General features: G+C 69.1%; 21 protein-coding genes, 1 tRNA gene and 1 other RNA gene. 4 read left to right on the top strand and 19 right to left on the bottom strand.

What is annotated here, in order from left to right:
• The first annotated feature begins 1 nt into the window (after window position 1).
• A complete protein-coding gene (locus tag AC3DE3_RS08670) occupies window positions 2-1,351 on the top strand; it encodes a nicotinate phosphoribosyltransferase (protein WP_488369716.1) in 1,350 nt (449 codons plus the stop codon).
• A 110-nt stretch (window positions 1,352-1,461) separates the two neighbouring features.
• Complete coding sequence (locus AC3DE3_RS08675) at window positions 1,462-3,570, top strand: ATP-dependent DNA helicase (RefSeq protein WP_488369717.1); 2,109 nt, start codon at window positions 1,462-1,464, stop codon at window positions 3,568-3,570.
• Between the two features lie 52 nt (window positions 3,571-3,622).
• Here AC3DE3_RS08675 and AC3DE3_RS08680 read toward each other — a convergent pair whose 3' ends face one another.
• The 3 genes from AC3DE3_RS08680 to ctaD form a co-directional block, all read right to left on the bottom strand.
• Window positions 3,623-4,450: a peptidyl-tRNA hydrolase gene (locus AC3DE3_RS08680; protein ID WP_488369718.1), complete on the bottom strand. Its 828-nt coding sequence runs from the start codon at window positions 4,448-4,450 to the stop codon at window positions 3,623-3,625.
• Window positions 4,447-5,676, bottom strand: coding sequence for a phosphoserine phosphatase SerB (serB, locus tag AC3DE3_RS08685; RefSeq protein WP_260486870.1), 1,230 nt, complete (start codon window positions 5,674-5,676; stop codon window positions 4,447-4,449). The genes AC3DE3_RS08680 and serB overlap by 4 nt, the downstream gene beginning before the upstream one ends.
• A 134-nt stretch (window positions 5,677-5,810) precedes the next feature.
• Window positions 5,811-7,571 carry an aa3-type cytochrome oxidase subunit I gene (gene ctaD / locus AC3DE3_RS08690; RefSeq protein ID WP_260486871.1) on the bottom strand — a complete coding sequence of 587 codons (1,761 nt, stop codon included), beginning with the start codon at window positions 7,569-7,571 and terminating at the stop codon, window positions 5,811-5,813.
• Window positions 7,572-7,825: 254 nt separating this feature from the next.
• On the opposite strand from ctaD, the gene AC3DE3_RS08695 reads away from it, so the two are divergent.
• The gene (locus tag AC3DE3_RS08695) at window positions 7,826-8,962 is read left to right on the top strand and encodes an ABC transporter substrate-binding protein (RefSeq protein ID WP_488369719.1); all 1,137 of its coding nucleotides are present in this window, start codon (window positions 7,826-7,828) and stop codon (window positions 8,960-8,962) included.
• Between the two features lie 80 nt (window positions 8,963-9,042).
• On the opposite strand, the gene nrdF is transcribed toward AC3DE3_RS08695, so the two are convergent.
• The 5 genes from nrdF to ykgO all read right to left on the bottom strand — a co-directional run bounded on the left by nrdF (window position 9,043) and on the right by ykgO (window position 13,743).
• Window positions 9,043-10,059 carry a class 1b ribonucleoside-diphosphate reductase subunit beta gene (gene nrdF / locus AC3DE3_RS08700; RefSeq protein WP_260486873.1) on the bottom strand — a complete coding sequence of 339 codons (1,017 nt, stop codon included), beginning with the start codon at window positions 10,057-10,059 and terminating at the stop codon, window positions 9,043-9,045.
• Window positions 10,060-10,114: 55 nt separating this feature from the next.
• On the bottom strand, window positions 10,115-12,196 hold the full coding sequence (gene nrdE / locus AC3DE3_RS08705) for a class 1b ribonucleoside-diphosphate reductase subunit alpha (protein WP_260489276.1): 2,082 nt from the start codon (window positions 12,194-12,196) through the stop codon (window positions 10,115-10,117).
• A gap of 68 nt (window positions 12,197-12,264) precedes the next feature.
• Window positions 12,265-12,711, bottom strand: a complete 447-nt coding sequence (nrdI, locus tag AC3DE3_RS08710; protein ID WP_260486874.1) for a class Ib ribonucleoside-diphosphate reductase assembly flavoprotein NrdI — start codon at window positions 12,709-12,711, stop codon at window positions 12,265-12,267.
• A gap of 41 nt (window positions 12,712-12,752) precedes the next feature.
• Window positions 12,753-12,983: a redoxin NrdH gene (locus AC3DE3_RS08715; protein ID WP_067712419.1), complete on the bottom strand. Its 231-nt coding sequence runs from the start codon at window positions 12,981-12,983 to the stop codon at window positions 12,753-12,755.
• Between the two features lie 637 nt (window positions 12,984-13,620).
• Entirely contained in the window at window positions 13,621-13,743 is a 123-nt protein-coding gene (ykgO, locus tag AC3DE3_RS08720) for a type B 50S ribosomal protein L36 (RefSeq protein WP_010541956.1), read from the bottom strand.
• 275 nt (window positions 13,744-14,018) lie between these two features.
• On the opposite strand from ykgO, the gene nadE reads away from it, so the two are divergent.
• Window positions 14,019-14,885 carry an NAD(+) synthase gene (nadE, locus tag AC3DE3_RS08725; protein ID WP_488369721.1) on the top strand — a complete coding sequence of 289 codons (867 nt, stop codon included), beginning with the start codon at window positions 14,019-14,021 and terminating at the stop codon, window positions 14,883-14,885.
• Window positions 14,886-14,907: 22 nt separating this feature from the next.
• On the opposite strand, the gene AC3DE3_RS08730 is transcribed toward nadE, so the two are convergent.
• The 11 genes from AC3DE3_RS08730 to prfB form a co-directional block, all read right to left on the bottom strand.
• On the bottom strand, window positions 14,908-16,011 hold the full coding sequence (locus tag AC3DE3_RS08730) for a serine hydrolase domain-containing protein (RefSeq protein ID WP_488369722.1): 1,104 nt from the start codon (window positions 16,009-16,011) through the stop codon (window positions 14,908-14,910).
• Window positions 16,012-16,105: 94 nt separating this feature from the next.
• Window positions 16,106-16,178 (bottom strand) — tRNA-Ala (locus AC3DE3_RS08735).
• A 157-nt stretch (window positions 16,179-16,335) separates the two neighbouring features.
• Entirely contained in the window at window positions 16,336-17,073 is a 738-nt protein-coding gene (locus tag AC3DE3_RS08740; protein ID WP_260486877.1) for a DsbA family protein, read from the bottom strand.
• 189 nt (window positions 17,074-17,262) lie between these two features.
• Window positions 17,263-17,636, bottom strand: a transfer-messenger RNA (tmRNA) gene (gene ssrA / locus AC3DE3_RS08745).
• Between the two features lie 85 nt (window positions 17,637-17,721).
• Window positions 17,722-18,570, bottom strand: coding sequence for an EamA family transporter (locus AC3DE3_RS08750; protein WP_260486878.1), 849 nt, complete (start codon window positions 18,568-18,570; stop codon window positions 17,722-17,724).
• On the bottom strand, window positions 18,567-19,076 hold the full coding sequence (gene smpB, locus AC3DE3_RS08755) for an SsrA-binding protein SmpB (protein WP_260486879.1): 510 nt from the start codon (window positions 19,074-19,076) through the stop codon (window positions 18,567-18,569). The genes AC3DE3_RS08750 and smpB overlap by 4 nt, the downstream gene beginning before the upstream one ends.
• A gap of 72 nt (window positions 19,077-19,148) precedes the next feature.
• Window positions 19,149-20,051 (bottom strand): permease-like cell division protein FtsX, encoded by a 903-nt coding sequence (ftsX, locus tag AC3DE3_RS08760; protein WP_260486881.1) that lies wholly within the window; start codon window positions 20,049-20,051, stop codon window positions 19,149-19,151.
• On the bottom strand, window positions 20,051-20,740 hold the full coding sequence (ftsE, locus tag AC3DE3_RS08765; protein WP_260486882.1) for a cell division ATP-binding protein FtsE: 690 nt from the start codon (window positions 20,738-20,740) through the stop codon (window positions 20,051-20,053). Before ftsE ends, ftsX begins: the two co-directional genes overlap by 1 nt.
• An 85-nt stretch (window positions 20,741-20,825) precedes the next feature.
• Window positions 20,826-21,470 (bottom strand): hypothetical protein, encoded by a 645-nt coding sequence (locus tag AC3DE3_RS08770; RefSeq protein ID WP_488369723.1) that lies wholly within the window; start codon window positions 21,468-21,470, stop codon window positions 20,826-20,828.
• Window positions 21,470-22,366: a mechanosensitive ion channel family protein gene (locus AC3DE3_RS08775; RefSeq protein ID WP_260486884.1), complete on the bottom strand. Its 897-nt coding sequence runs from the start codon at window positions 22,364-22,366 to the stop codon at window positions 21,470-21,472. The genes AC3DE3_RS08770 and AC3DE3_RS08775 overlap by 1 nt, the downstream gene beginning before the upstream one ends.
• Window positions 22,363-23,472: a peptide chain release factor 2 gene (gene prfB, locus AC3DE3_RS08780; protein ID WP_260486885.1), complete on the bottom strand. Its 1,110-nt coding sequence runs from the start codon at window positions 23,470-23,472 to the stop codon at window positions 22,363-22,365. Before prfB ends, AC3DE3_RS08775 begins: the two co-directional genes overlap by 4 nt.
• Between the last annotated feature and the right edge of the window lie 10 nt (window positions 23,473-23,482).

The raw sequence follows: 23,482 nt of genomic DNA on the forward strand, positions 1-23,482 counted from the left end.
GGTGACCCCGCCGACACCCTCCCACGTCACGCCCCCCGCGGGGCGGCCGTCCACCGCCCTGCTCACGGACAAGTACGAGCTCACCATGATCCGGGCGGCCCTCGCGGACGGCACCGCCGACCGGCCCTGTGTATTCGAGGTCTTCGCCCGACGCCTGCCCTCGGGCCGGAGGTACGGGGTGGTCGGCGGCACCGGACGACTCCTCGAGCGCCTGGCGGACTTCCGGTTCGGCGACGAGGAGATCGAGGCGCTCGCGGACTCGCTCGACGAGCACACCACCGACTGGCTCCGAGACTTCCGATTCACCGGTGACGTCGACGGCTACCTCGAGGGAGAGTTGTTCTTCCCGGGCTCGCCCGTGCTGAGTATCCGGGGCGGGTTCGCCGAGTGCGTGGTGCTCGAGACCCTCGTCCTGTCCGTCCTCAACCACGACAGTGCGATCGCCTCCGCCGCCGCACGGATGACCTCGGCCTCCGGCGGCCGCCCGATCATCGAGATGGGCTCCCGTCGCACGCACGAGGAGGCGGCGGTCGCCGCCGCACGCGCCGCGTATCTCACCGGGTTCGACTCCACCTCCAACGTGGAGGCGACGCGCCGGCACGGGGTGCCGTCCGCCGGGACGTCCGCCCACTCCTTCACTCTGCTGCACACCGGCCCGGAGGGCCCGGACGAGGCGGCGGCGTTCCGTTCGCAGGTGAAGACCCTCGGTGTGGACACCACCCTCCTGGTGGACACCTACGACATCGCGAAGGGCGTGGCGACGGCGATCGAGGTCGCCGGGCCCGGACTCGGCGGCGTCCGAATCGACTCCGGAGACCTCGGCGTGCTCGCCCGGCAGGTCCGGGGGCAACTGGACGCCCTGGGCGCCCGCAACACCCGGATCGTGGTCTCGGGTGACCTCGACGAGTACGCGATCGCCGCGCTGCGCGCGGAGCCGGTCGACGTGTACGGCGTCGGGACACGGCTCGTGACCGGATCCGGCGCCCCGACCGCCGGCATGGTCTACAAACTCGTGGAGGTCGACGGGATACCGGTGGCCAAGCGCTCCGCGCAGAAGGAGTCCCTGCCCGGCGCCAAGCGGGCGGTCCGCCTGCACCGCCGCACCGGCACCGCTGTCGAGGAGGTGCTGATGCCGTGGTCCGGTAGCGCTCCCGACGAGCCGGGCCTCGAGAAGCGCGACCTCGTGGTCCCGCTCATCCGGGGCGGCGAGCCCGTCCCCGGGCTGCCCACCCTCGAGCAGTCACGCGCCCACCACGCCACCGTGATGGTGTCCTTGCCGTGGGAGGGGCTCGCGCTGAGTGAGGGCGACCCGGCCATCCCCGTGAGGGTCATCCCCCCGGCCGCCCGCTGAGCGGCCGGGCGCAGTGTCCGGCCGGGCGCACTGTCCGGTCGGGCGCACTGTCCGGTCGGGCGCACTGTCCGGCCGGGCGCAATGTCCGGCCGGGCCGCTAGGGTATCCGCGTGACCGACTCGCTTCCCCCCGTCTCCGAGCTGCTCTCCACCGCGGTGGAGAGCCTGGGCGGCAGCGAACGCACGGGCCAGGTGACGATGGCCGAGGCCGTCGGCAATGCGCTCGCCACCGGTGAACACCTCGCCGTCCAAGCCGGCACGGGTACCGGCAAGTCCCTGGCCTACCTGGTCCCGGCACTACGCCACGCCGTGGCCACCGGCAATACCGTGGTGGTCTCCACGGCCACCATCGCACTGCAGAACCAACTGGTCGACCGCGACCTGCCGCGGTTGTCCAAGGCGCTCCGCCCGGAACTCGGTGTCAGCCCCTCCCACGCGATCCTCAAGGGCCGGGGCAACTACCTGTGCCTGCACCGGGTGAGCACCGGACCGGTCGACGAGGCCGATCCCGAGGAGATCGAGACCGAGGAACTGTTCGACCTCCCCCTCGGAGGTGAGTCCACGGCTGCGCGCACCCCGCGCGAGACCTCGCCCCGGGACACCGGTCCGAGCTCATGGCTGGGTCGTGAGATCGCACGACTGCACGACTGGGCACAGGAGACCGACACGGGCGACCGTGACGACCTGCCCCGTGGCGTCTCCGACGCGGCGTGGCGGCAGGTGTCGGTGACGAGCCGGGAATGCCTGGGGCAGGTCTGCCCCGAGTTCTCCGAGTGCTTCGCTGAACTGGCACGCCAGGAGGCCGGCCGCGCCGACGTGGTGGTGACCAACCACGCCCTGCTCGCGATCGACGCGATGACGGACGTCTCCGTCCTGCCCGAGCACGACGCGGTGGTGATCGACGAGGCCCACGAGCTCTCCGACCGGGTCACCGGCGTGACCACCGCAGAGCTGACCGGCGCCGCGGTTATCCAGGCCGCGCGCCGGGCCGCCAAGCTCGTCGACCAGCAGACGGCGGACCGTATGGTCGCTGCCGGGGAAGGCCTCGCGACGCTGCTGGAGATCTGCCCCGAGGCACGGTGGGACCTCATGCCCGAGGGTGCCGACCTCGCACTGGCCGCCGTCCGCCACACCGCCGAGAACTGTCGCAGCGCGGTGCCCGGCCCGAAACCGGGCGAGGCCGCCGGAGACCCACAGGGTGCGTCCGACCGCCAGAAGACCCTCGCGGCGTTGGACGAGATCGCCGACGCCGCGGACCGCATCCTCTCGTCCTTCGAGAGGCCGGTCACCGAACGGCTGGAGATCGTGTGGATGAGCGTGGAGGAACGGCGGGGACGGATCCTGCGCGTCGCTCCCCTGTCGGTCGCCGGACTCCTCCGAGCCCGACTGTTCGCCGAGTCCACGGTGATCCTCACCTCCGCGACCCTCACCACGGGCGGGACATTCGACGGCCTCGCCGCGACGTGGGGACTGCCGCCCGCCTCGTCGGCGCGCCCGGACACCGCGAGCGCGGTGGCGCTCGAGCCCCCCTCCGACGACGACGCCGGCTCGTTGCGCTGGACGGGCCTCGACGCGGGATCTCCGTTCGACTACCGCCGCAACGGCATCCTCTACGTGGCATCGCACCTGCCCGCGCCGGGCCGGGAGGGCCCGTCACCCGCGGCGGAGGAGGAACTGGTCGACCTCATCACCGCAGCCGGGGGCCGCACGCTCGGGTTGTTCTCGTCGATGCGGGCCGCGAAGGCCGCGGCCGAACTCCTCCGCGACGCACTCGACACCCCCGTCCTCTGCCAGGGAGAGGACTCGACGGCCAACCTCGTCGCGAAGTTCGCCGAGGACGAGGAGACGACGCTGGTCGGCACCCTCTCGCTGTGGCAGGGCGTCGACGTCCCCGGGCGGACCCTGTCACTGGTCGTGATCGACCGCATCCCGTTCCCCCGTCCGGACGACCCGCTGCTCTCGGCGCGTCAGCGTGCGGTGGCGGCCCGCGGGGGGAACGGATTCCTCGCCGTCGCCGGTAACCACGCCGCCCTCCTGCTCGCCCAGGGCGTGGGCCGACTCCTGCGGCGCACCGAGGACCGTGGCGTGGTGGCGGTGCTCGACTCCCGCCTGGTCACCGCCCGGTACGGCGGATACCTCCGCGCCTCCCTGCCGCCCTTCTGGCAGACCACCGACAAGGACGTCGTGATCGGCGCTCTGGAGCGCCTGCGCGACGCCTGAACGACTCGGGCCGGTGGTCGTCTGTCAGGGGCCGTCGGTCAGTGGTCGTCTGTCAGTGGCCGTCGACCGCAATGACCGTGAGCGACCCCGGTGCCACCTCGGTGTACCCGGCGTCCACGACCGCGGCAACTCCCGGGGTCCGCGAGGCCACCGCGTCCGAGAGCTCCCGCCACCGCGCGGGATCGGCTTCCCGGACGGCGAGCGGCATCCCGTCCGCCAGCCACTGGTCGAGGCGATCGCGCCCCATCTCGGCGATGAGCAGCATCACCCCGTGGCCCACCTGGGCCGCGGCCTTGCCCGTCGACATCTCCAGCGCCCCGTCGATCCACACGACAGGTCTCCCCACGGGCGGTGTGCCGGGCTCGTCGCGGGCGAGGTCGGTGCCGCCGATCTGCAGTCGGGCCAACCGCGGGTCCACCTCGTCCACCGGGCCGGGGACGAACGCCCGGGCGCTCGCCCCGCCGATCTCCCACGTGACCCCGGGAACCTCCAGCGAGGCCCTCCACTGCGCGCCGCGGGCACGACGGGCGATCTTGCGCATCCGGGCGTCCAGCCACGCCGAGTACGCCTCGTGCCACTGCCCTCCCGGCGCCACCCGCTCGTCCAGGCAGAGGGCAGCGACCGCGCCGGCCACCGACTCCAGGAGTGGCGTCCGGTCCGGCGGGTCCGTCTTGGGCAGGTGCAGCACGATCGGCATCGATCGCACCGTCGCGCGATCGTCGGGGTCCTCGGCACCAGCCGACCCCGCGCGCAGTCTGGCGTGGCACCAGTCGAGCGCCGCGCCGGACGCCGGACCACCACTGATGGGCGCATCGGTCCCGGACGCGCCCGGCCCCGGGGCATCCGACTCGGACCCGTCCGGTCCGGGCGCCCCGGTCACGTCAGTGGGACGCGACGGTACGTACCGGCGGCGGTGTCCGCGGCCTCGATCTCGTCGCGCGTGATCCCCAGTACGAACAGCACGGTGTCGAGGAACGGCTTGGACAGCGACGCATCCGCCACCTCGCGCAGGGCGGGCTTGGCGCAGAACGCGATCCCCAGACCGGCCGTGGTGAGCATGTCGATGTCGTTGGCGCCGTCGCCGACCGCGACGGTCTGGCTCAGCGAGATCCCGAGTTCCTCGGCGAACTCGCGGAGATAGGCCGCCTTGGCTTCCCTGTCGACCACCTCCCCGACCACCCGGCCGGTGAGTGTGCCGTCCACGATCTCGAGAGTGTTGGCACGGGCGAAGTCGAGTCCCAGCTCCTCTGCGAGGCCCGAGATCACCTGGATGAAGCCTCCGGAGACCACACCGCAGCGGATCCCCAGCCGCTTGAGCGTGCGGATCGTCGTGCGGGCGCCGGGCGTGAGCACGATGTTCGACGCGACCTCGTCCAACACTGTGGCCGGCAGCCCGGCCAGGGTCGCGACACGCTCGTGAAGGGACTGCGCGAAGTCGAGCTCGCCACGCATGGCCCGTTCCGTCACGGCCCGGACCTCGTCCTCCTTGCCCGCGTGCGCGGCGAGCATCTCGATGACCTCGCCCTGGACGAGGGTGGAGTCCACGTCGAAGACCACGAGTCGCTTCGACCGGCGGCCGAGACCGGCCCGGTCCACCGAGATGTCGACGCCGTGGGCGTCCGAGAGCGGGGCGAGGGTCTCGCGCAGACGCGAATCGTCGGCCGAGTCCCGGCCGGCCGTCGACACGTGCAACTCGATACCCGTGACCGGGTAGTCGGCGATGCCACGGATGGTGTCGATGTTCGCGCCGATGGAGGCCAGCGAACCGGCGACGGCGGAGAACGCGGACGCCGGGACCGGACTGCCGAGGATCACGACCGCGTGCGTGGAGGGCGGGGCCGCGGGGGCGATGTCGTCGAACTGGACCTCCAGTTGCATCCCGAGGTCGTGGACCTGTTCGGTGAGCTCCCGGACGACCGTGACGACATCGGCACCGTCGTCCACCCTGACCATGAGGCCCAGGGACAGGTGTCCGTTGACGACGACCTGCTCCACGTCGACGAGGTCCGCGTGGTGGGATGCGAGAACGGACATGACGCGCGCGGTCACGCCCGGGCGGTCGGGTCCGGTGACGGTGAGGAGAGCCGGGGTGCCGGTGGTGCTCACATGTACTCCTGACAGGGGAATCGGAAAAGGCGCTGCTGTGGTTGCGGGGCCCGACAAGCGGAAACCCCGCCGGTGGACGAGCCAGCCGACGGGGTTCCCGGGACCTACGCCCGTGGGTGAGTACGGGCGGGCGGTCAGCCCTTCTGCGGAGACGGTCCCCGGTCGGCGACGTCCTTGGCCGAGTCCGGGTCCTGCGCCTTGGTCCGGCCACCGACGTGTGCCTCGCTGCGCATCCGCTCGCTCATGTGCGGGTAGTGCAGCTCGAACGCGGGGCGCTCGGAGCGGATGCGGGGCAGCGTCACGAAGTTGTGGCGCGGCGGCGGGCAGGACGTGGCCCACTCGAGGGAGTTGCCCGCGCCCCACGGGTCGTCGACCGTGACGATCTCGCCGTAGCGCCAGCTCTTGATGATGTTCCAGATGAACGGGAGCATCGCGATGCCGAGGATGAACGAACCGACCGTGGAGATCTGGTTGAGGACGGTGAAGTTGTCCGAATCCAGGTAGTCGGCGTACCGGCGGGGCATGCCCTGGTTACCCAGCCAGTGCTGGACGAGGAACGTGGTGTGGAAGCCGATGAAGATCAGCCAGAAGTGCAGCTTCCCGAGTCGCTCGTCGTACATCCGACCCGTCATCTTGGGGAACCAGAAGTACACGCCGGCGAACGTAGCGAACACGATGGTGCCGAAGAGCGTGTAGTGGAAGTGCGCCACGATGAAGTACGTGTCGGAGATGTGGAAGTCGATCGGCGCCGAGGCCATCATGACGCCCGTCAGACCACCGAAGAGGAAGGTGACGATGAAGCCGAGGGCGAACATCATCGGCGTCTCGAAAGTCATCTTGCCGCGCCACATCGTGCCGATCCAGTTGAAGAACTTCACGCCGGTGGGAACGGCGATGAGGAACGTCATGAAGGAGAAGAACGGCAGCAGCACCGCACCGGTGACGTACATGTGGTGCGCCCAGACGGCCATGGACAGTGCGGCGATGGCCAGGGTCGCGAAGACCAGGCCGGCATAGCCGAACAGCGGCTTCCGGGAGAAGACCGGGAAGACCTCGGAGACGATGCCGAAGAACGGCAGCGCGAGGACGTACACCTCAGGGTGTCCGAAGAACCAGAACAGGTGCTGCCACAGGATGGCGCCACCGTTGCCCGGATCGTAGATACGGCCACCGAAGGTGCGGTCGTAGAAGACGCCGAGCGCGGCGGCGGTGAGCAGCGGGAAGATCAGCAGGATGAGCACCGACGCCACGAGGATGTTCCACGTGAAGATCGGCATCCGGAACATGGTCATACCCGGTGCGCGAAGGCAGATGATGGTGGTGACGAAGTTGACGGCACCGAGGATGGTGCCGATGCCGCCGATGCCGACGCCGAGGATCCAGAGGTCCGCGCCCACGTTCGGCGAGTGGATCTTGTCCGCCAGCGGCATGTACATGGTCCAGCCGAAGGACGCCGCGCCACCGGGGGTCAGGAAGCCCGACAGCATGATGACGCCGCCGGCGGTGAACAGCCAGAAGCCGAACGCGTTGAGCCGCGGGAACGCCACATCGGGGGCACCGATCTGCAGCGGCATGATGTAGTTCGCGAACCCGACCACGATCGGGGTTCCGTAGAGCAGCAGCATCACCGTGCCGTGCATGGTGAACAGCTGGTTGAACTGCTCATTCGACAGGAACTGCATGCCCGGGAAGAAGAGCTCCGCCCGGATGAGCAGCGCCATGAGGCCGCCGATGAAGAAGAAGATGAAGCAGGAGACGATGTACATGATGCCGAGCATCTTGTGGTCAGTCGTCGTCAGCATCTTCCACACGAACGAGCCCGGCCGGGCATTACCCGTGGGTTCACCCGGCGGGTGGTCGAGTTCGTGGACCGGCTTGGGGGCCACTGCGGTCATAAGGGTCCTCCTGAACGCCTCACCCGACGTCGTGGGTCGAACCACCGACCCCACGTCGAACGCATAGGAATAGTGCGTGACCGCAATCCTAACCCCCGCCTGAGAGGAAGGCCCACCCACCCCGCCGAACTCGTCACCGGTGGTCACCCCCGATAATCGCGCGGCGGTCCGGCCCGCCCGGACAGGCGTGCATCACCCACCCACGACCTCCGCGGGAGCGACCCCTCGGGGCCGATCTCCTAGGCTGTTGACCCATGACCGATTCCGTGACCGTGCCCCGCCGTGACCCCGCGCGGGGGTATGCGCGGCGCGCCTCGTGGGCCGCGGTTCCGCTGGCGGCAGGTCTTGCTCTCGTAGCCTGCGGCCCCTCCCCCGTCGACATGGTGGAGAGCCCGATGACGACCACGCCGTCGCGGATGGCCGGCGAGGAGCTCCAACGCTCGGCCGAGCCGGAGGAGTCGTGCGCCCCCACCCCGGTCCCTGCGGAGTTCGCGGGGACCGGCGACCGGAGGGTCCCCACCGAGGGCCCGGGCACGAGCACGGTGTCGGTCCCGCGGGCACCGGAACGGGTCCTCGCGCTCGGTGCGGGCGCGGTGGACACCGCCTGTGCGCTCGGACTTCAGGACCTCGTCGTCGGCACCTCCGGGCTGCCCCGTGACGCGGACGTCTACCTGCCGGCCTCCCTGGTCGGACTGCCGACGGTGGGGCTCGAATCCGGCGCGGATGCCGACGAGGTCGCGCGGGCCGCGCGGGAGCTGCGACCGGACCTCATCGTCCTCGCGGGATCGGACGACCTGGAGCCGGGTGTGGTCGACGCCCTGACGGGCGTGGCCCCCACCGTCGTCTACGACGCCGACATCCTCGCGTGGGCTGATGCCACCGAGGCGATCGCCGACGCCTACGGCCGACCGCGCGCCGGTGGGGATCTCCTGTTGGACGTGATCGACCGAGCGCGGCGCGCAGCAGACGCGGCCACGCCGTCGGACACCCAGGTCTCCCTGCTCTCGGTGACCGGTGGTGACGGCGATGGTGTGGTTGTGCAGAGACCGGACACGCTGGGCTCCCTGATGTTGGAAGCCGTGGGCGCCGGGCGACCTCCCGCTCAGCGCACCCGGGACGGCGAGCGTGTCCCGCCACTGCCCGAGTCTCCCCTGCTGGGCGACGAGCTCGACGGTGACGTGATCTTCGCTGTCGTCGGAGGCGAGCCCGGCTCCGAGGACGCGGCCCGCGAGGTCTTCTCGTCGGACCGGTGGACGGAGCTGGACGCCGTGGGGTCCCGCCGTGTGTTCGTGATGGACCGGGCGGTGTGGGAGGGTGCCGGTCCGGTGGCTGCGCGGGCGGTGTTGGACGACATCCGGAGTTCGATCAACGGGATCGCCCCCGACGGCTAGTCGCACACACCGCCCCCGACTACGACGACGCCCCTGCGACCGGTTCGGTCGCAGGGGCGTCTCGGGTCAGAACCGGCGGGTCAGAAGTCCCAGTCCTCGTCCTCGGTGGCCTCGGCCTTGCCCATGACGTAGGAGCTGCCGGAGCCGGAGAAGAAGTCGTGGTTCTCGTCGGCGTTGGGGCTCAGTGCCGACAGGATGGCCGGGTCGACGTCGGTCTCGTCCTTGGGGAACATCCCCTCGTAGCCCATGTTCATCAACGCCTTGTTGGCGTTGTAGCGCAGGAACTTCTTGACGTCCTCGGTCCAGCCCACCGGATCGTAGAGATCCTCGGTGTAGTCCGCCTCGTTGTCGTACAGCTCGAACAGCAGCTCGAAGGTGTAGTCCTTGAGCTCGTCCCGCTCGGCCTGGGTGACGTGCTCGAGGGCGCGCTGGTACTTGTACCCGATGTAGTAGCCGTGCACCGCCTCATCGCGGATGATGAGCCGGATGACGTCGGCGGTGTTGGTGAGCTTGGCCCGCGAGGACCACCGCATGGGGAGGTAGAAGCCCGAATAGAACATGAACGACTCGAGCATCACCGAAGCGATCTTGCGCTTGAGCGGATCGTCCCCCGAGTAGTACCCGAGCACGATCTTGGCCTTCTTCTGGAGGAAGGGGTTCTCCTCCGCCCAGCGGAACGCATCGTCCACCTGCGGGGTCGAGCACAGGGTGGAGAAGATCGTCGAGTAGCTCTTGGCGTGCACCGACTCCATGAACGCGATGTTGGTGAGCACCGCCTCCTCGTGCGGTGTCGACGCATCGGGGATCATGCTGACCGCGCCGACGGTGCCCTGGAGGGTGTCCAGCAGGGTCAGGCCCGTGAAGACGCGGGTGGTCAGCTGCTGCTCGTACTCGGTCAGGGTCTGCCACGACGGGATGTCGTTGGAGACCGGCACCTTCTCCGGAAGCCAGAAGTTGGTGGTGAGGCGGCCCCAGACCTGATCGTCGACCTCGTCGGGGATGCGGTTCCAGTTGATGGCCGACACCCGGTCGACGAGCTTGGGCTGGATGCCGGCGGCGGGACTGTGGGATCCCGGAGCGTGCAGCTCGGCGGTCATCGGATCTCCTCCTGGTGGCGTGTGGGGTTCGGGGCGCAGGCCTGCGGCCGGGCGGTCAGAGCATGCACGAGACGCAGCCCTCGACCTCGGTGCCCTCGAGCGCGAGCTGACGCACGCGGATGTAGTACAGGGTCTTGATGCCCTTGCGCCACGCGTAGATCTGGGCGCGGTTGACCTCACGGGTGGTGGCCGTGTCCTTGAAGAACAGGGTCAGCGACAATCCCTGGTCGACGTGCTGGGTGGCCGCCGCGTAGGTGTCGATGATCTTCTCGTAGCCGATCTCGTACGCGTCCTGGTAGTAGTCCAGGTTGTCGTTGGTCAGGTAGGGCGCCGGGTAGTAGACGCGCCCGATCTTGCCCTCCTTGCGGATCTCGATCTTCGAGGCCACCGGGTGGATCGACGACGTGGAGTTGTTGATGTAGCTGATCGATCCCGTCGGCGGCACCGCCTGCAGGTTCTGGTTGTAGATGCCGTACTTCTGCACGTCGGCCTTCAGCGCGTGCCAGTCCTCCTGCGTGGGGATGGTCACCTCGGCCTCGGAGAAGAGCTGGCGGACCCGGTCGGTCGCCGGCTCCCACACCTGATCGGTGTACTTGTCGAAGAACTCACCCGAGGCGTACTTCGACTCCGGGAACCCGGCGAACCAGGTCCCGCGCTCGCGTGCGATCGCGTTCGACGACCGGAGTGCGTGGTAGAGCACCGTGTAGAAGTAGATGTTCGTGAAGTCGATGCCCTCCTCGGATCCGTAGTGGATCCGCTCGCGCGCGAGGTAGCCGTGGAGGTTCATCTGCCCCAGGCCGATCGCGTGCGACTCCGAGTTGCCCCGCTCGATCGACGGCACCGAGTTGATGTGGGTCTGGTCGGAGACCGCGGTCAGTCCCCGGATCGCCGTCTCGATGGTCTGACCGAAGTCCGGGGAGTCCATGGCCTTGGCGATGTTGAGCGAGCCCAGGTTGCAGGAGATGTCCTTGCCCACCTCCGAGTAGCTCAGGTCCTCGTTGAACTCCGACGCCGTGGAGACCTGCAGGATCTCGGAGCACAGGTTGGAGTGCGTGATCTTGCCGGCGATCGGGTTGGCCCGGTTCACGGTGTCCTCGTACATGATGTACGGGTAACCGGACTCGAACTGCAGCTCGGCGACGGTCTGGAAGAAATGCCGGGCGTTGATCTTGGTCTTCTTGATCCGGCTGTCCTCGACCATCTCGTGGTAATGCTCCGAGATGTCGACATCGGCGAAGGGCTTGCCGTAGATCCGCTCGACGTCGTACGGCGAGAAAAGGTACATGTCGTCGTTGCGCTTGGCGAGCTCGAAGGTGATGTCCGGGATCACCACGCCCAGCGACAGCGTCTTGATACGGATCTTCTCGTCGGCGTTCTCGCGCTTGGTGTCGAGGAACTTGAAGATGTCCGGGTGGTGGGCGTGCAGGTACACGGCGCCGGCACCCTGGCGGGCTCCGAGCTGGTTGGCGTAGGAGAACGAGTCCTCCAGCAGCTTCATCACGGGGATGACGCCGGAGGACTGGTTCTCGATGTGCTTGATGGGCGCGCCGTGCTCACGGAGGTTCGACAGCAGCAGTGCCACGCCGCCGCCCCGCTTGGACAGCTGCAGCGCGGAGTTGATGCTGCGGCCGATGGACTCCATGTTGTCCTCGATGCGCAGCAGGAAGCACGAGACGGGCTCGCCACGCTGCTTCTTGCCCGAGTTGAGGAACGTCGGCGTGGCCGGCTGGAACCGGCCGTCGATGATCTCATCCACCAGCCGGCGGGCCAGCACCTGGTCACCGGCGGCGAGGGTGAGCGCCACCATGCACACGCGGTCCTCGTAGCGTTCGAGGTAGCGCTTACCGTCGAAGGTCTTGAGCGTGTACGACGTGTAGTACTTGAACGCACCGAGGAACGTCGGGAAGCGGAACTTCTTGGCGTACGCGTGGTCGAACAGTTCGCGCACGAAGTTGCGCGCGTACTGGTCCAGCACGTCACGCTCGTAGTAGTCCTTCTCGACCAGGTAGTCGAGCTTCTCGTCGAGGTTGTGGAAGAAGACGGTGTTCTGGTTGACGTGCTGGAGGAAGTACTCCCGCGCCGCACGGCGGTCCGCGTCGAACTGGATCTTCCCGTCCGCGTCGTAGAGGTTGAGCATCGCGTTGAGGGCGTGGTAGTCGAGGCGCTGACCCTCGCCCGCCTCTCCCGCGGCGATGATCTCGGGGTTCACGGTTGGTGCTGCCAAAACTCTTCCAATCCCTCTCGGACGCGGATGACGTCCTCGTGTGTGCCCATCAACTCGAAGCGGTAGAGGTACGGGACCCCCAGCTTCTTTGCGATCACGTCGCCGGAGCGACCGAAATCCCGTCCGAAGTTGGTGTTACCGCCGGCGATGACTCCCCGGCAGAGACTTCTGTTGTGCGCGTTGTTGAGAAACGCGACCACCTGCCTCGGGACCGCGGCCCCGTTCTTGCCTGTGATCTCGAGGCTTCCCCCGTAGGTCGGAACGATCAGAACATACGGGTCCGACACCACGGGGACGAGCTCGGTCCTCCGCACCGGTATGCGCAGTGCTGGGAGACCGAGCCGGTCGACGAATCGTTTGGTGTTCTCGGAGATGTTGGAGAAGTAGACGATCCTCACCGGCATCTCGGCCGGCATCGGAGCCGCCATCGCCGCCCCCTTGTCGAAGGAACTCTGGAGTGACCGCGCTGTCAGGCAGCCACGGTGGCGAGCGCCTTGATGCGGTCCGGGCGGAAGCCGGACCAGTGATCGGAACCCGCGACCACGACGGGCGCCTGGAGGTATCCGAGGGCCATGACGTACTCCCGAGCCTCGTCGTCCATCGAGATGTCGATGATCTCGTACTCGATGCCCTGCTTGTCGAGCGCCTTGTAGGTGGCGTTGCACTGGACGCAGGCGGGCTTGGTGTAGACGGTGACCATGAGTCTCAGGACCTCTTTCGGCACGGCGCCCGGTCGGCGCGAGGGGCTCTTCTCGTTACGGCTTCCCGGAGCCGGGCTCTCGCCCGGCCTGTGGATGACCGCGGTGTCTGTCGGGGGTCACGGACCGGATCCCACGTGTGGCATTCCTTGGTCCCGCAACACCTCTAGACACTACCCCTAGTGGCCGACGAGTCAATCGACCACAACATTTTGGTCTTACATGGGTGGTATTCCCAGGTCGCGATCCCGCCTTGTGGACACTGCGGACCCCCGGTGGGAACCCCGCTCTCCGACCGTCGATCCGGGGCAGTGCACACCCACGGTCGCACGCCGACGACCGTCCCGGAGAGGCGGGTCGGCATCCCACAGGACCTCCCCAGAAGCCCCACAGCTTGTCCCCACCCCCTCCACAAGGACGTGGACGTGGAGCGTCCGGAGCCGCCGGGGAGCGTCGTGGTCGGAGGGAGGTCACCGTGCGGTGGGGAAGGTCACCGCGGGGTGCGGAAGGTCACCGCGGGGTGGCGAGAGTCACCGCCGGCCCGTGGGCGCCGAGGTAGGGGTACGACGACGACGAGGGCCCGCCGCCGGCGAACCGGAGGCGGGCCCTCGTGGGTGCGTGAGAACTCACGCGGACGCGTCAGCCCTGGCGGGCCTTGAAACGGGGGTCCTTGCGGTTGATCACGTAGACCTTGCCGCGACGACGGACAACCTGGGCGCCCGGCTTGTTCTTCAGCGACCGAAGGGACTTGCGGACCTTCATCTGGCGCTCCTTAGGCTCTCGGGGCGACCGCTGTGGCCGCCGACACGACTGGGAATCACTGTGCGACACGTCCGTCCCGGAGGTCGGATGCACGACACACAACTGGTCCATCGTAACGGACGGTCCGGCCAGAACTCCAACCGGCGCCGGACGACGGAACGGCGTGGATCGGCGCCCCCGGGATGAATCGAGCGAACTCCGGCCCTCGGGCTCCCGCCCGGGCACACCCATCGGGATGTCACGTGGACGTCACACGCGGTTCCTATGCTGGCGACATGACCGAGACCCCCACCGACCACGCCGCGCTGCGCACCACGATCATCGCCGAACTCGGCGTCCGTCCCGACATCGATCCCGCGGACGAGGTCGAGGCGCGGGTCGCGTTCCTGGCGGAGTACCTCCGCTCGACCCCCGCCACGGGCTTCGTCCTCGGAATCAGCGGCGGCCAGGACTCCACCCTCGCCGGCCGACTGTGCCAGCTCGCCGCGGAGCGCCTCCGGGACGAGGGGATGACGCAGGCCGCGTTCGTGGCGATGCGCCTGCCGTACGGCGAACAGGCCGACGAGGCGGACGCGCAGGCGGCCCTCGAGTTCATCCGCCCGGACCACTCCCTCACGGTGGACGTCCGCGCCGCCTCCGACGCCGCCTCTGCTGCCGCTTCCGCCGCCCTCGCGACCCTCCCCGGCGAGGCGGGGTCGCTCCGTGACCTCGTCCGCGGCAACGTCAAGGCGCGTGAGCGGATGATCGCCCAGTACGCCGTGGCCGGGCAGCTGAACCTCCTCGTCGTCGGCACCGACCACGCCGCCGAGGCGGTCACCGGCTTCTTCACCAAGTACGGCGACGGCGGGGTCGACCTGACCCCCCTGACCGGTCTCACCAAACGCCAGGGCGCGGCACTGCTGCGCCACCTCGGCGCGCCGGACTCGACCTGGCGCAAGGTCCCCACCGCCGACCTCGAGGACGACCGGCCGGGACTGCCCGACGAGGTCGCGCTGGGCGTGACCTACGCCCAGATCGACGACTACCTGGAGGGGCGCGACGGCGTCCCACCCGAGGCGTCCGACCGCATCGAGCGACTGTTCCTGGGCTCGCGACACAAGCGCACCGTGCCCGCGACCCCGCTGGACACGTGGTGGCGGTGACCCGACCACCGGGGGCGGCCCCTCAGTGCAGTAGCGGCCAGACCGTCTCGAGCGCCTCGGCGGTGCCGGGGACGTCATAGGACTGGGTGGTGAACACCGCCGCCGCCCGCCCACTGACGCGGTCGACGTAGCCGCTGGTCCCCAGCCCCCCGGCCCAACCGACCACGCCGCCGGGACGGACCTCGACCTGGAACCCGTAGCCGCAGCCGGGCCCGAGGAAGCCCTCACCGCTCGCCCGCTGCGGCTCCGTCAGGTGATCGGTGGTCATCAGCCGCGCGCTCTCCGCGTCGAGCACCGGTCCGCCGTCGACGAGCACGCCCAGCAACTCCAGATAGTCGCCCACCGTCGCGGCGAGTCCGCAGGCGAGTGACTCGAAGACGGGCGGGGCGGCGAACCTGGCCGCGGTGTCCAGGGGCTGCAGCCGGCCGTCGGGGCGGAGCCCGTACGAGGTGGGCAGGCGGGAGAGGTCGGCCGTGAACCCCGTATCGGTCAATCCCAGGGGGCCCGTGACGTGCTCGGCCAGCAGGGCGCCCACCGTCGACCCGGTCGCGCGGGCCAGGAGGACCCCGAGGATGTCACTGCTGGTGTGGTACCACCACCCGCGACCCGGCTGCCCCGCGAAGGGCAGTTCCGTGAGGCGCCGGAGGTACTCGTCCGGACCGACGGTCGGCGCGTAGGGGCCCGGGCCGACCCCACGGGCGGACATGGCCTCCGACAGCGCGGGGTTCTCCCCCGCCCATCCGACGCCCGCGGTCATGGTGAGCAGATGCCGCAGGGTGACGGGCCGCTCGGCCGGGACCGTCTCGCCCAGCGGGCCGTCCGGCTCGGTCAGCACACGCGGCGCGGCCAGTTCGGGCAGGTGGGTGTCGACCGCGTCGTCGAGTGTCAGCACTCCGCGTTCGACCAGTCGCATCGCCAGGAGCCCACCGATCGGCTTGGTGTTGGACGACAGTGGGAACACCGCGTCCTCCGCCAGGGCCGGGCCGCCCACGTGGCGGGTACCACCGGCCACGATCCGCGCACTCCCGCCCTCCCGGACGCCACAGACGTACCCGCCCAGCCGACCGTCGTCGACGAGTGCGTCGAGTACGTCGACCGCGCGGGACAGCTCCATCGATCGCGCCATGCACTGACACTACGGTCGGGGAGTGCATGGCGGAAGACGCCAAATGGCGAGATCCCGGGACATCGTTTCCGATATCCCGGGATCTCGTCCTCGGTGGAGCTAAGGGGACTCGAACCCCTGACCCCCACACTGCCAGTGTGGTGCGCTACCAGCTGCGCCATAGCCCCGTATCCATTTGTCCGCCGCTCACCTCTCGGTCACCGGCCCGACCTAAGTTACACCACCACTGTTCGGGCATCCAAATCGGCCCCGGCCCCGCCGTGAAGGGCGGGGCCGGGGCCGGGAGTCCGCACCGGCACGACGGCCGGGCACCTCTGGGACGGACTACGCGATGATGTCCTGGAGCCACGCGGCGTTGCCGATCTCGACGACCTCGCCCTCGTACGCGACCGTCGGGGTGGACACCCGATCGGTGATCTCGCGGATGGTCTTCTGGGCGTTGTCCGCACTGTCCGAGGCCTTGTCCATGCCACCGTTGGACTCGACGTTGCCGATGCACTCGACCGTGTCCGCGTTCGCACCGGCCGCCTCGGCGGTGCTCGCGAGCTCGCGGGCCGAGCGGTCGCCGCCGCCCTCACCCGGCTGCTCGGCGAAGAACGCGTTCTTGACGTCGAAGAACACGGGCAGGGAGTCCTTGGCCGCGACACACTGGACGGCCGCCAGGGCGCGCGTGGAGTACTCCCCGGAACCGGACTGGCCGTTGAGGAAGTTCAGCGTGTGGAACTCGACCCGCAGGTCCCCGGCCTCCACGGCCTCGGAGATCGACTCGCCGTACTGCGCCTCGAACGAGCCGCACGCGGGACACATGTAGTCCTCCCAGATCTGCACGGTGGGCGCGTCCTCTGGGCCGACGACGACGACGCCGGTCTCGGTGATGTCGATCAGCTCGTCGCTGGTCTCGCCGAACGTGATGGGGTTGGCCTCGCCACCCCGCTGCGCCATCCAGACGACCCCGCCGAGGACCACGACGGCGATCGCGATGAGCGCGACGACGGTGATGATCATCCCGTTGTTGGATTTGGTCTGGAGCACCTTGGTGTTCTTGTTGGGCTTGGCGTTCACGTGTACGCGGGCCTTTCTCTACTGGGAGACCGTCGACCTCTCGCGGGTGACCGGCACTACGCCAGAGGGTACCGAAGCTGCGGAGGAGACCCCGCGTGCGCACCGCTCGGGTTCTAGCGGCTTGGGTTCTAGCGGTCGTCGCAAATGCACCACACCCCCGGTCGGTGTCGACCGGGGGTGTGGCCCGAATGGTGGAGCTGCCGGGAATTGAACCCGGGTCCTCCGCAGCATCGGCAGGGCTTCTCCGTGCGCAGTCCGCGTTGGCCTCTACTCGGATCTCGCCCTCATGCGGACATGTCGGCGATGACGATCCCAGTCACTGTGTGATGTCCCGACCCACCCCGTGACCGGGTGAGCCGGTGATCTCTCTAGATGATGCCGGTGACCGGGGCGAGAGCGACCCCGGGCCGACAGACTACGGGCTCGCTATCAGGCAGCGAGGGCGTAGTCGCGCTGATTGGTATCGGCGCGTAATTGGTTGCCACGACGCTTACGGTGGTCTCTGGCCTGCACCGGCACGCTTCCCCTGCGTCAACTCACGTAGTCGAAACCAAGTCAGCCCCGTCAGGACCGCCGACTTCCGTCGACGGACTCCCCACACTACCCCGGCGGCACACCGCCCGCCAGGGTGATCCCGCTCTCCGTAGCTCAGCCGAGCGCGAGCAGGACGATCGCCGCCCCGGCCAGGGCGAGACCGGCCGTCTGCACCGTCCGCATCCTCTCGCCGCCGTGCGTGATCGCCAGCGCCACCGTGCAGGCGGGGTACAGGGCGGCGATAACGCTGACCAGGGAGAGCATCCCCGCCTGGGAGGCGAAGTAGAACGCCCCGTTGGCCACGGCGTCGAAGACGGCGATCACCACGCCGATGGCGAGCAGACGACGAGGGAACCGGAATGACTCGCGGGCCGCGACGGCGGCGGTGAGCAGCATCGCCGTCGCCCCGATGCGCGAGGCCGCGACCGGCCACAGGCCCTGACCGGCCGGAACCTGCGCCAAGAGTACGAAGAACGCGGCGAACGCCAGCCCCGAGAAGACCGTGAGCGCGAGCAACCGCCGGGTGAGCCGACCGTGCTGTGCGGACGAGCCGTCCCGGCCCTCCATCGACACCAACACGGTCGCCACGAGGGCGAGCGCCATGCCGGCCGTCGCCCCGGCCCCGGGCCGCTCCCCCGCGGCCAGCCCGAACGTCAGCGGTATGGCCGCCGCCAGGACCGCCGTGATCGGCGAGATCACGCTCATCGGCCCACGGGACAGGGCCAGGTAGAACGTCCACACCGCGATGCCCGAGGCCACCCCGGAGGCCAGACCCCATCCGAGACCGACAGGTGTCGGCGAGCCACCGGCGAGGAGGGCCGCCCCTCCCACCATGAGGATCGACAGCGGGTAGGAGACGCTGACCACGCGCAGCACCCGGGCGCGGCGGGAGGCCACGCCGCCGAGGTAGTCGCTGATGCCGTACGCCACCGCCGATGTCGACGCCAGCGCGACCGGCATCATGCCCGCATGCCCTTGATCTTCCTGCCGAGTTCACGCACGGCCTCGCGCTCGGCCGTCCGGCGGGCGAGGTCCTGGCGTTTGTCGTGGGCCTGCTTGCCGCGGGCGACGGCCAGCTCGACCTTCACGCGGCCGTTCACGAAGTAGAGCGACAACGGGACGAGGGTGGCGTTGCCGTCACGTACCTTGCCCATGAGCGAGTCGATCTCGCGGCGGTGCAGCAGGAGTTTCCGGGCGCGCTTCGGGGCGTGGTTGGTCCAGCTCCCGTGCGAGTACTCGGGGATGTGGAGCCCGCGGAGCCACACCTCGCCGTCGTCGACCGTCGCGAACGCGTCGACCAGCGAGGTCTTGCCCTCGCGCATGCTCTTGATCTCGGTGCCCACCAGCGCGATGCCGGCCTCGTGGGTGTCCAGGATCTGATAGTCGTGCCGGGCCTTGCGGTTGCTCGCGACGATGCTCCCGTCGGAACCGAGGGACGACGCACCCTTCTTCTTGTTCTTCTTGGCCACGTCGGTTCACCTCCTCGTCATCGTGCCCGTGCCGCCGTTCTACAGCCCCCAGAGTGTAGATGGACGGGGCGTTCAGTGCCGAACCGTGAGCCTCAGGGTGATCCAGGCTGTCAGCGCGGAGACCACCGCGCCGGCCACGACGAGCCCGGGCGCGAGCAGGAGGATGTCCGAGGTGGTGATCCGCTCGACCAGGTTCGCTCGGTAGGCCTCGACCAACACCCTGTCGAGGAAGACGTTCTTGGCCACCAGGAGCCCGCCCACCGCCAGGAGGGCGCCCGTCACCGCCGCGATCACCGCCTCCAGCACGAACGGCAGTTCCGTGTACCAGCGACTCGCTCCGACCAGTCGCATGATCCCCAGGGCAGTCCGCCGGGTGAACGCCGCGATCTGGGTCATGTTGGCGATGAGCAGGACGGTGGCCAGCAACTGGACGACCGCTATCGCGAAGGCCGCGTTGCGGACCCCGTCGAGGACCGAGAAGACCCGCTCGACCAGTTCGCCCTGCCCCTGGACGATCTCGATCCCCGCCACCTCGGCCAGGTCCTGCGCCACCACCTCGGCCCGGGTGGGATCGGTCAGCGTGAGGGTGAACCGTGAGCCGAGGGCATCCGGCGAGGTGGACTCCACCAACACCGGGTCGGTCGACGCGAAGAGCTCGACGAACTCGGCGTATGTCTCCCGGGGGTTCTTGTACTCCACCGATGCCACGCCCGGCGTCGCCTCGAGCTGCTCGCGGATCTCACCGCACTCCCCCGTGCAGTCGGGATCCGACGTCGAGATGGAACGGTCCACGTAGACGCGGAACTCGTTGAGGTAGTCGTACTTGGCCTGGCTCGCGGACGCGGTCATGGCCACGAGCAGTCCCGCCCCCAGCATGCCCAGTGCCACCGCGGTGGTGATGATCATCGCCAGCGTCATGGACAGGTTGCGGCGCAGTCCCTGCGCGACCTCGGACGCGATGAACGGAGCAGCCATCAGCGGTCCACCCCGTAGGTCCCGCGGGCGTCGTCTCGCACGACCGCGCCGTCCACCAACTCCACGACGCGGCGCCGTGAGCGGTCCACGATGTGCCGGTCGTGGGTGGCCATGAGCACCGTCGTCCCCGTCCTGTTGATCCGGTCGAGCAGGAGCATGATGTCCTCGCTGGTCTCGGGGTCGAGGTTGCCCGTGGGCTCGTCCGCGAGCAGCAGCACCGGACGGTTGACGAACGCCCGCGCGATCGCGACCCGCTGCTGCTCCCCGCCGGAGAGTTCGTGCGGCCGGCGATCGGCCTTACCGCCCAGCCCGACCATGTCGAGCGTCTCCGGCACGACCTTGTCGATCGTGCGCCGCGACTTGCCGATCACCTGCAGGGCGAAGGCGACGTTCTCCGCGACCGTCTTGTTCTCCAACAGCCGGAAGTCCTGGAACACGCACCCGAGGGTGCGCCGCAGCGCGGGGACGTCGGAGCCCTTCATTCGTGTGAGATCGTGTCCTGCCACCGTGAGATCGCCCGAATCCGGCCGGTCTTCACGGAGGACGAGCCGGAGAAACGTCGACTTGCCCGATCCGGACGCCCCGATGAGGAACGCGAACTCGCCGTCACCGATCTCCACGCTCACGTCGGCCAGCGCCGGACGCGTCGAGGACGGGTATGACTTCGTCACACGAGTAGCACTGATCACAGTAGTAGCCTAGCGCCACACGGGAACCATGAGGGCGGGCGCGGTCACTCCGCGGGTCGGACGGCGATCGAACCCGTCCGCAGGACTACCCCTCGAGTGCGCCCCCGTCGGGCACCGCGGTCTCTCCGGCCGCCGGAGCCTCCTGTCGCCCCTGCGGCTGCGACTGCTGGTCGGGCTCCTGCTGCGGCAACCGGGTCTGCGGCGTCTGCTGCGGCGCGGGCTGCTGCTGTGGGGTCTGCCGGACTGTGCCACCGAACCGCCCGTCGGACCCCGGGCTCGACGTGGCGGTTCCCTCCGGAACGGACGTCCCCGTGGTGAGCGAGTCCGTTTCCGAGGGTTCGGTCGCCGACGTGGGGGTCGGATCGGTGGTCTCGGTGGCCGACTCGGTGGGGGCGGACGTCTGCTCGTCGGGCACTGCCGGCGCGCTGGTCGGCGGTGGGGCGGGTGGGCCGAAGGCGACCACGGGCTCATCGCGGACGAGGAGATACAGCGCCCCCGCCAGGACGAACGCCCCCAGAAGGATCGCGGTGGTCCGCGACATCCTGAAGAACTCCCCGAGCAGCGCGAGGAACCTCGGCTTCGGGCGCCGCGAGGGCGCATCCGGCGGGGGCGTCCCCCCCAGGCCGAGCGGATCGGGCAGGTCGCTGGTCGGGTCGTCGTCGCGGATCACCGGGGCCCCCGCGGGTGTGGCGCCGGCCCCGGTGGTGTCGTCCTCCCTGTGTCGGGCCATCAGACGCTCCCCTCTCCGGTCTGGGGGCGCAGCATCCCCGCGCGGATCGCGGCCAGCGCCTCGGGCTCGAGGACGATGCCCTCCTGCCGGAAGCGGCGCAGGATCACGGCGCGCATCCGGCGCCCCACCTCCCACTGCATCCCCGGCTGGGTGCGGGCGAGCAGCCGGATCACGGTCTGCTCGAGCTTGATCGACTGCACACCCATGACCGACGGCTCGTCGAGCACGTACTCACCCACCCGATCGTCGTGGACGATGTCGCGACAGACCTCGGCGAGCACCTCGTGCGCCTTGTCCATGTCGGCGTTGTTGGGTACGGGGACGTCGATGATCGCCCGGGCCCAGTCCTGGGACTGGTTGATGGCGGTGACGATCTGGCCGTTGGGGACGATGACCGCCTCCCCGTCCAGGGTGCGAAGCCGGGTGACGCGGAGCGTGACGTCCTCGATCGTCCCGGCCGCGACGCCGGTCGCGGTGGTGAGTTCGACGATGTCGCCGTAGCCGTACTGCCGCTCGGCCAGCACGAAGAAACCGGCGAGGAAGTCCTGGACGATCTTCTGGGCACCGAAGCCCAGCGCCGCACCCAGCACGGTCGCCGGCGCCACCAGCGTGACGAGGTTGACGCCGAAACGCAGCAGGACCTGGATGCCGAACAGGATGTACAGCATTCCCACCGCGACGTAGGAGATGACCTGGACCAGTGAGTGGAGGTGCTTGGACTCCTCGGACCACAGTTCCTTGTCGGCGTTCCGCGCGTCGATCCGACCGGTCCACATCCGGGCGACCTTGCCGATCATCCGGGTCAACAGGGCGGCGCCCAGGACGAGGAGCAGGACCTCCAGGCCGTCGTTTCGCAGCCAGGTCAGTATCCCGTCGAAGTTGGTCGCAAGTGTCACTCGGCGTGTGCCCCCTCCCGCATCCGCCACCGGATGCCGGCTTCGATGAACCCGTCGATGTCACCGTCGAGGACCGCCGACGGGTTGTTCACCTCGTACTCGGTGCGCAGGTCCTTGACCATCTGGTACGGGTGCAGGACGTAGGAGCGCATCTGGTTGCCCCACGAGGCGTTGCCGCCGGCACCGAGGGCGTCCATGGCGGCCCGCTCCTCCTGCCGCTTGCGCTCGAGTAGCTTGGCCTGCAGCACCTTCATGGCCGCGACCTTGTTCTGCAGCTGGGACTTCTCGTTCTGACACGTCACCACGATCCCGGTCGGGACGTGGGTGAGGCGGACGGCGGAGTCCGTGGTGTTGACGGACTGACCACCCGGGCCGGAGGAGCGGTAGACGTCCACCCGGACCTCGTTCTCCGGCACCTCGATGGAGTCGACGGTCTCCACGACGGGCAGGACCTCGACCTCCGCGAACGAGGTCTGACGGCGCCCCTGGTTGTCGAACGGGGAGATCCGTACCAGCCGGTGCGCGCCCTGCTCGACGGACAGGGTCCCGTACATGTACGGGTCCTTGACTACGAAGGTGGCGGACTTGATTCCGGCTTCCTCCGCGTACGAGGTGTCGTACACCTCGACCTTGTGGCCGGCCTTCTCGGCCCACCGGATGTACATACGCATGAGCATCTCGGCGAAATCCGCGGCATCGACGCCACCGGCGCCGGCGCGGATGTTGACCACGGCGTCACGCTGGTCGTACTCGCCGCTGAGCATCGTCTTGACCTCGATGGCCTCGACGTCCTCACGGAGGCTGGCGCGCTCGGTGTCCGCCTCCTCCACGGCGCCGTCGCCCTCCTCCTCCGCCAGCTCGTACATCAGTGGCAGGTCCTCGATACGCTGCCGCAGTTCGCGGCAGCGGCGCAGGTCGGCCTGGATGTAGGACAGCTCGCTGGTGACCTGCTGCGCCCGGTCCTGGTCGTTCCACAGGTCCGGGTCGGCGGCCATCTGCTCGAGCTCGTCGACGCGGCGGGCGAGCTCCTCGATGTCGAGGACCTTCTCGACCGTGGTCATGGTCGCGTCGAGGGCTGAGATGTCGGCGGAAACGTCAGGGTGCACGGTATCCAAC

The organism is Dietzia sp. IBK-p2-16D (assembly GCF_057773085.1).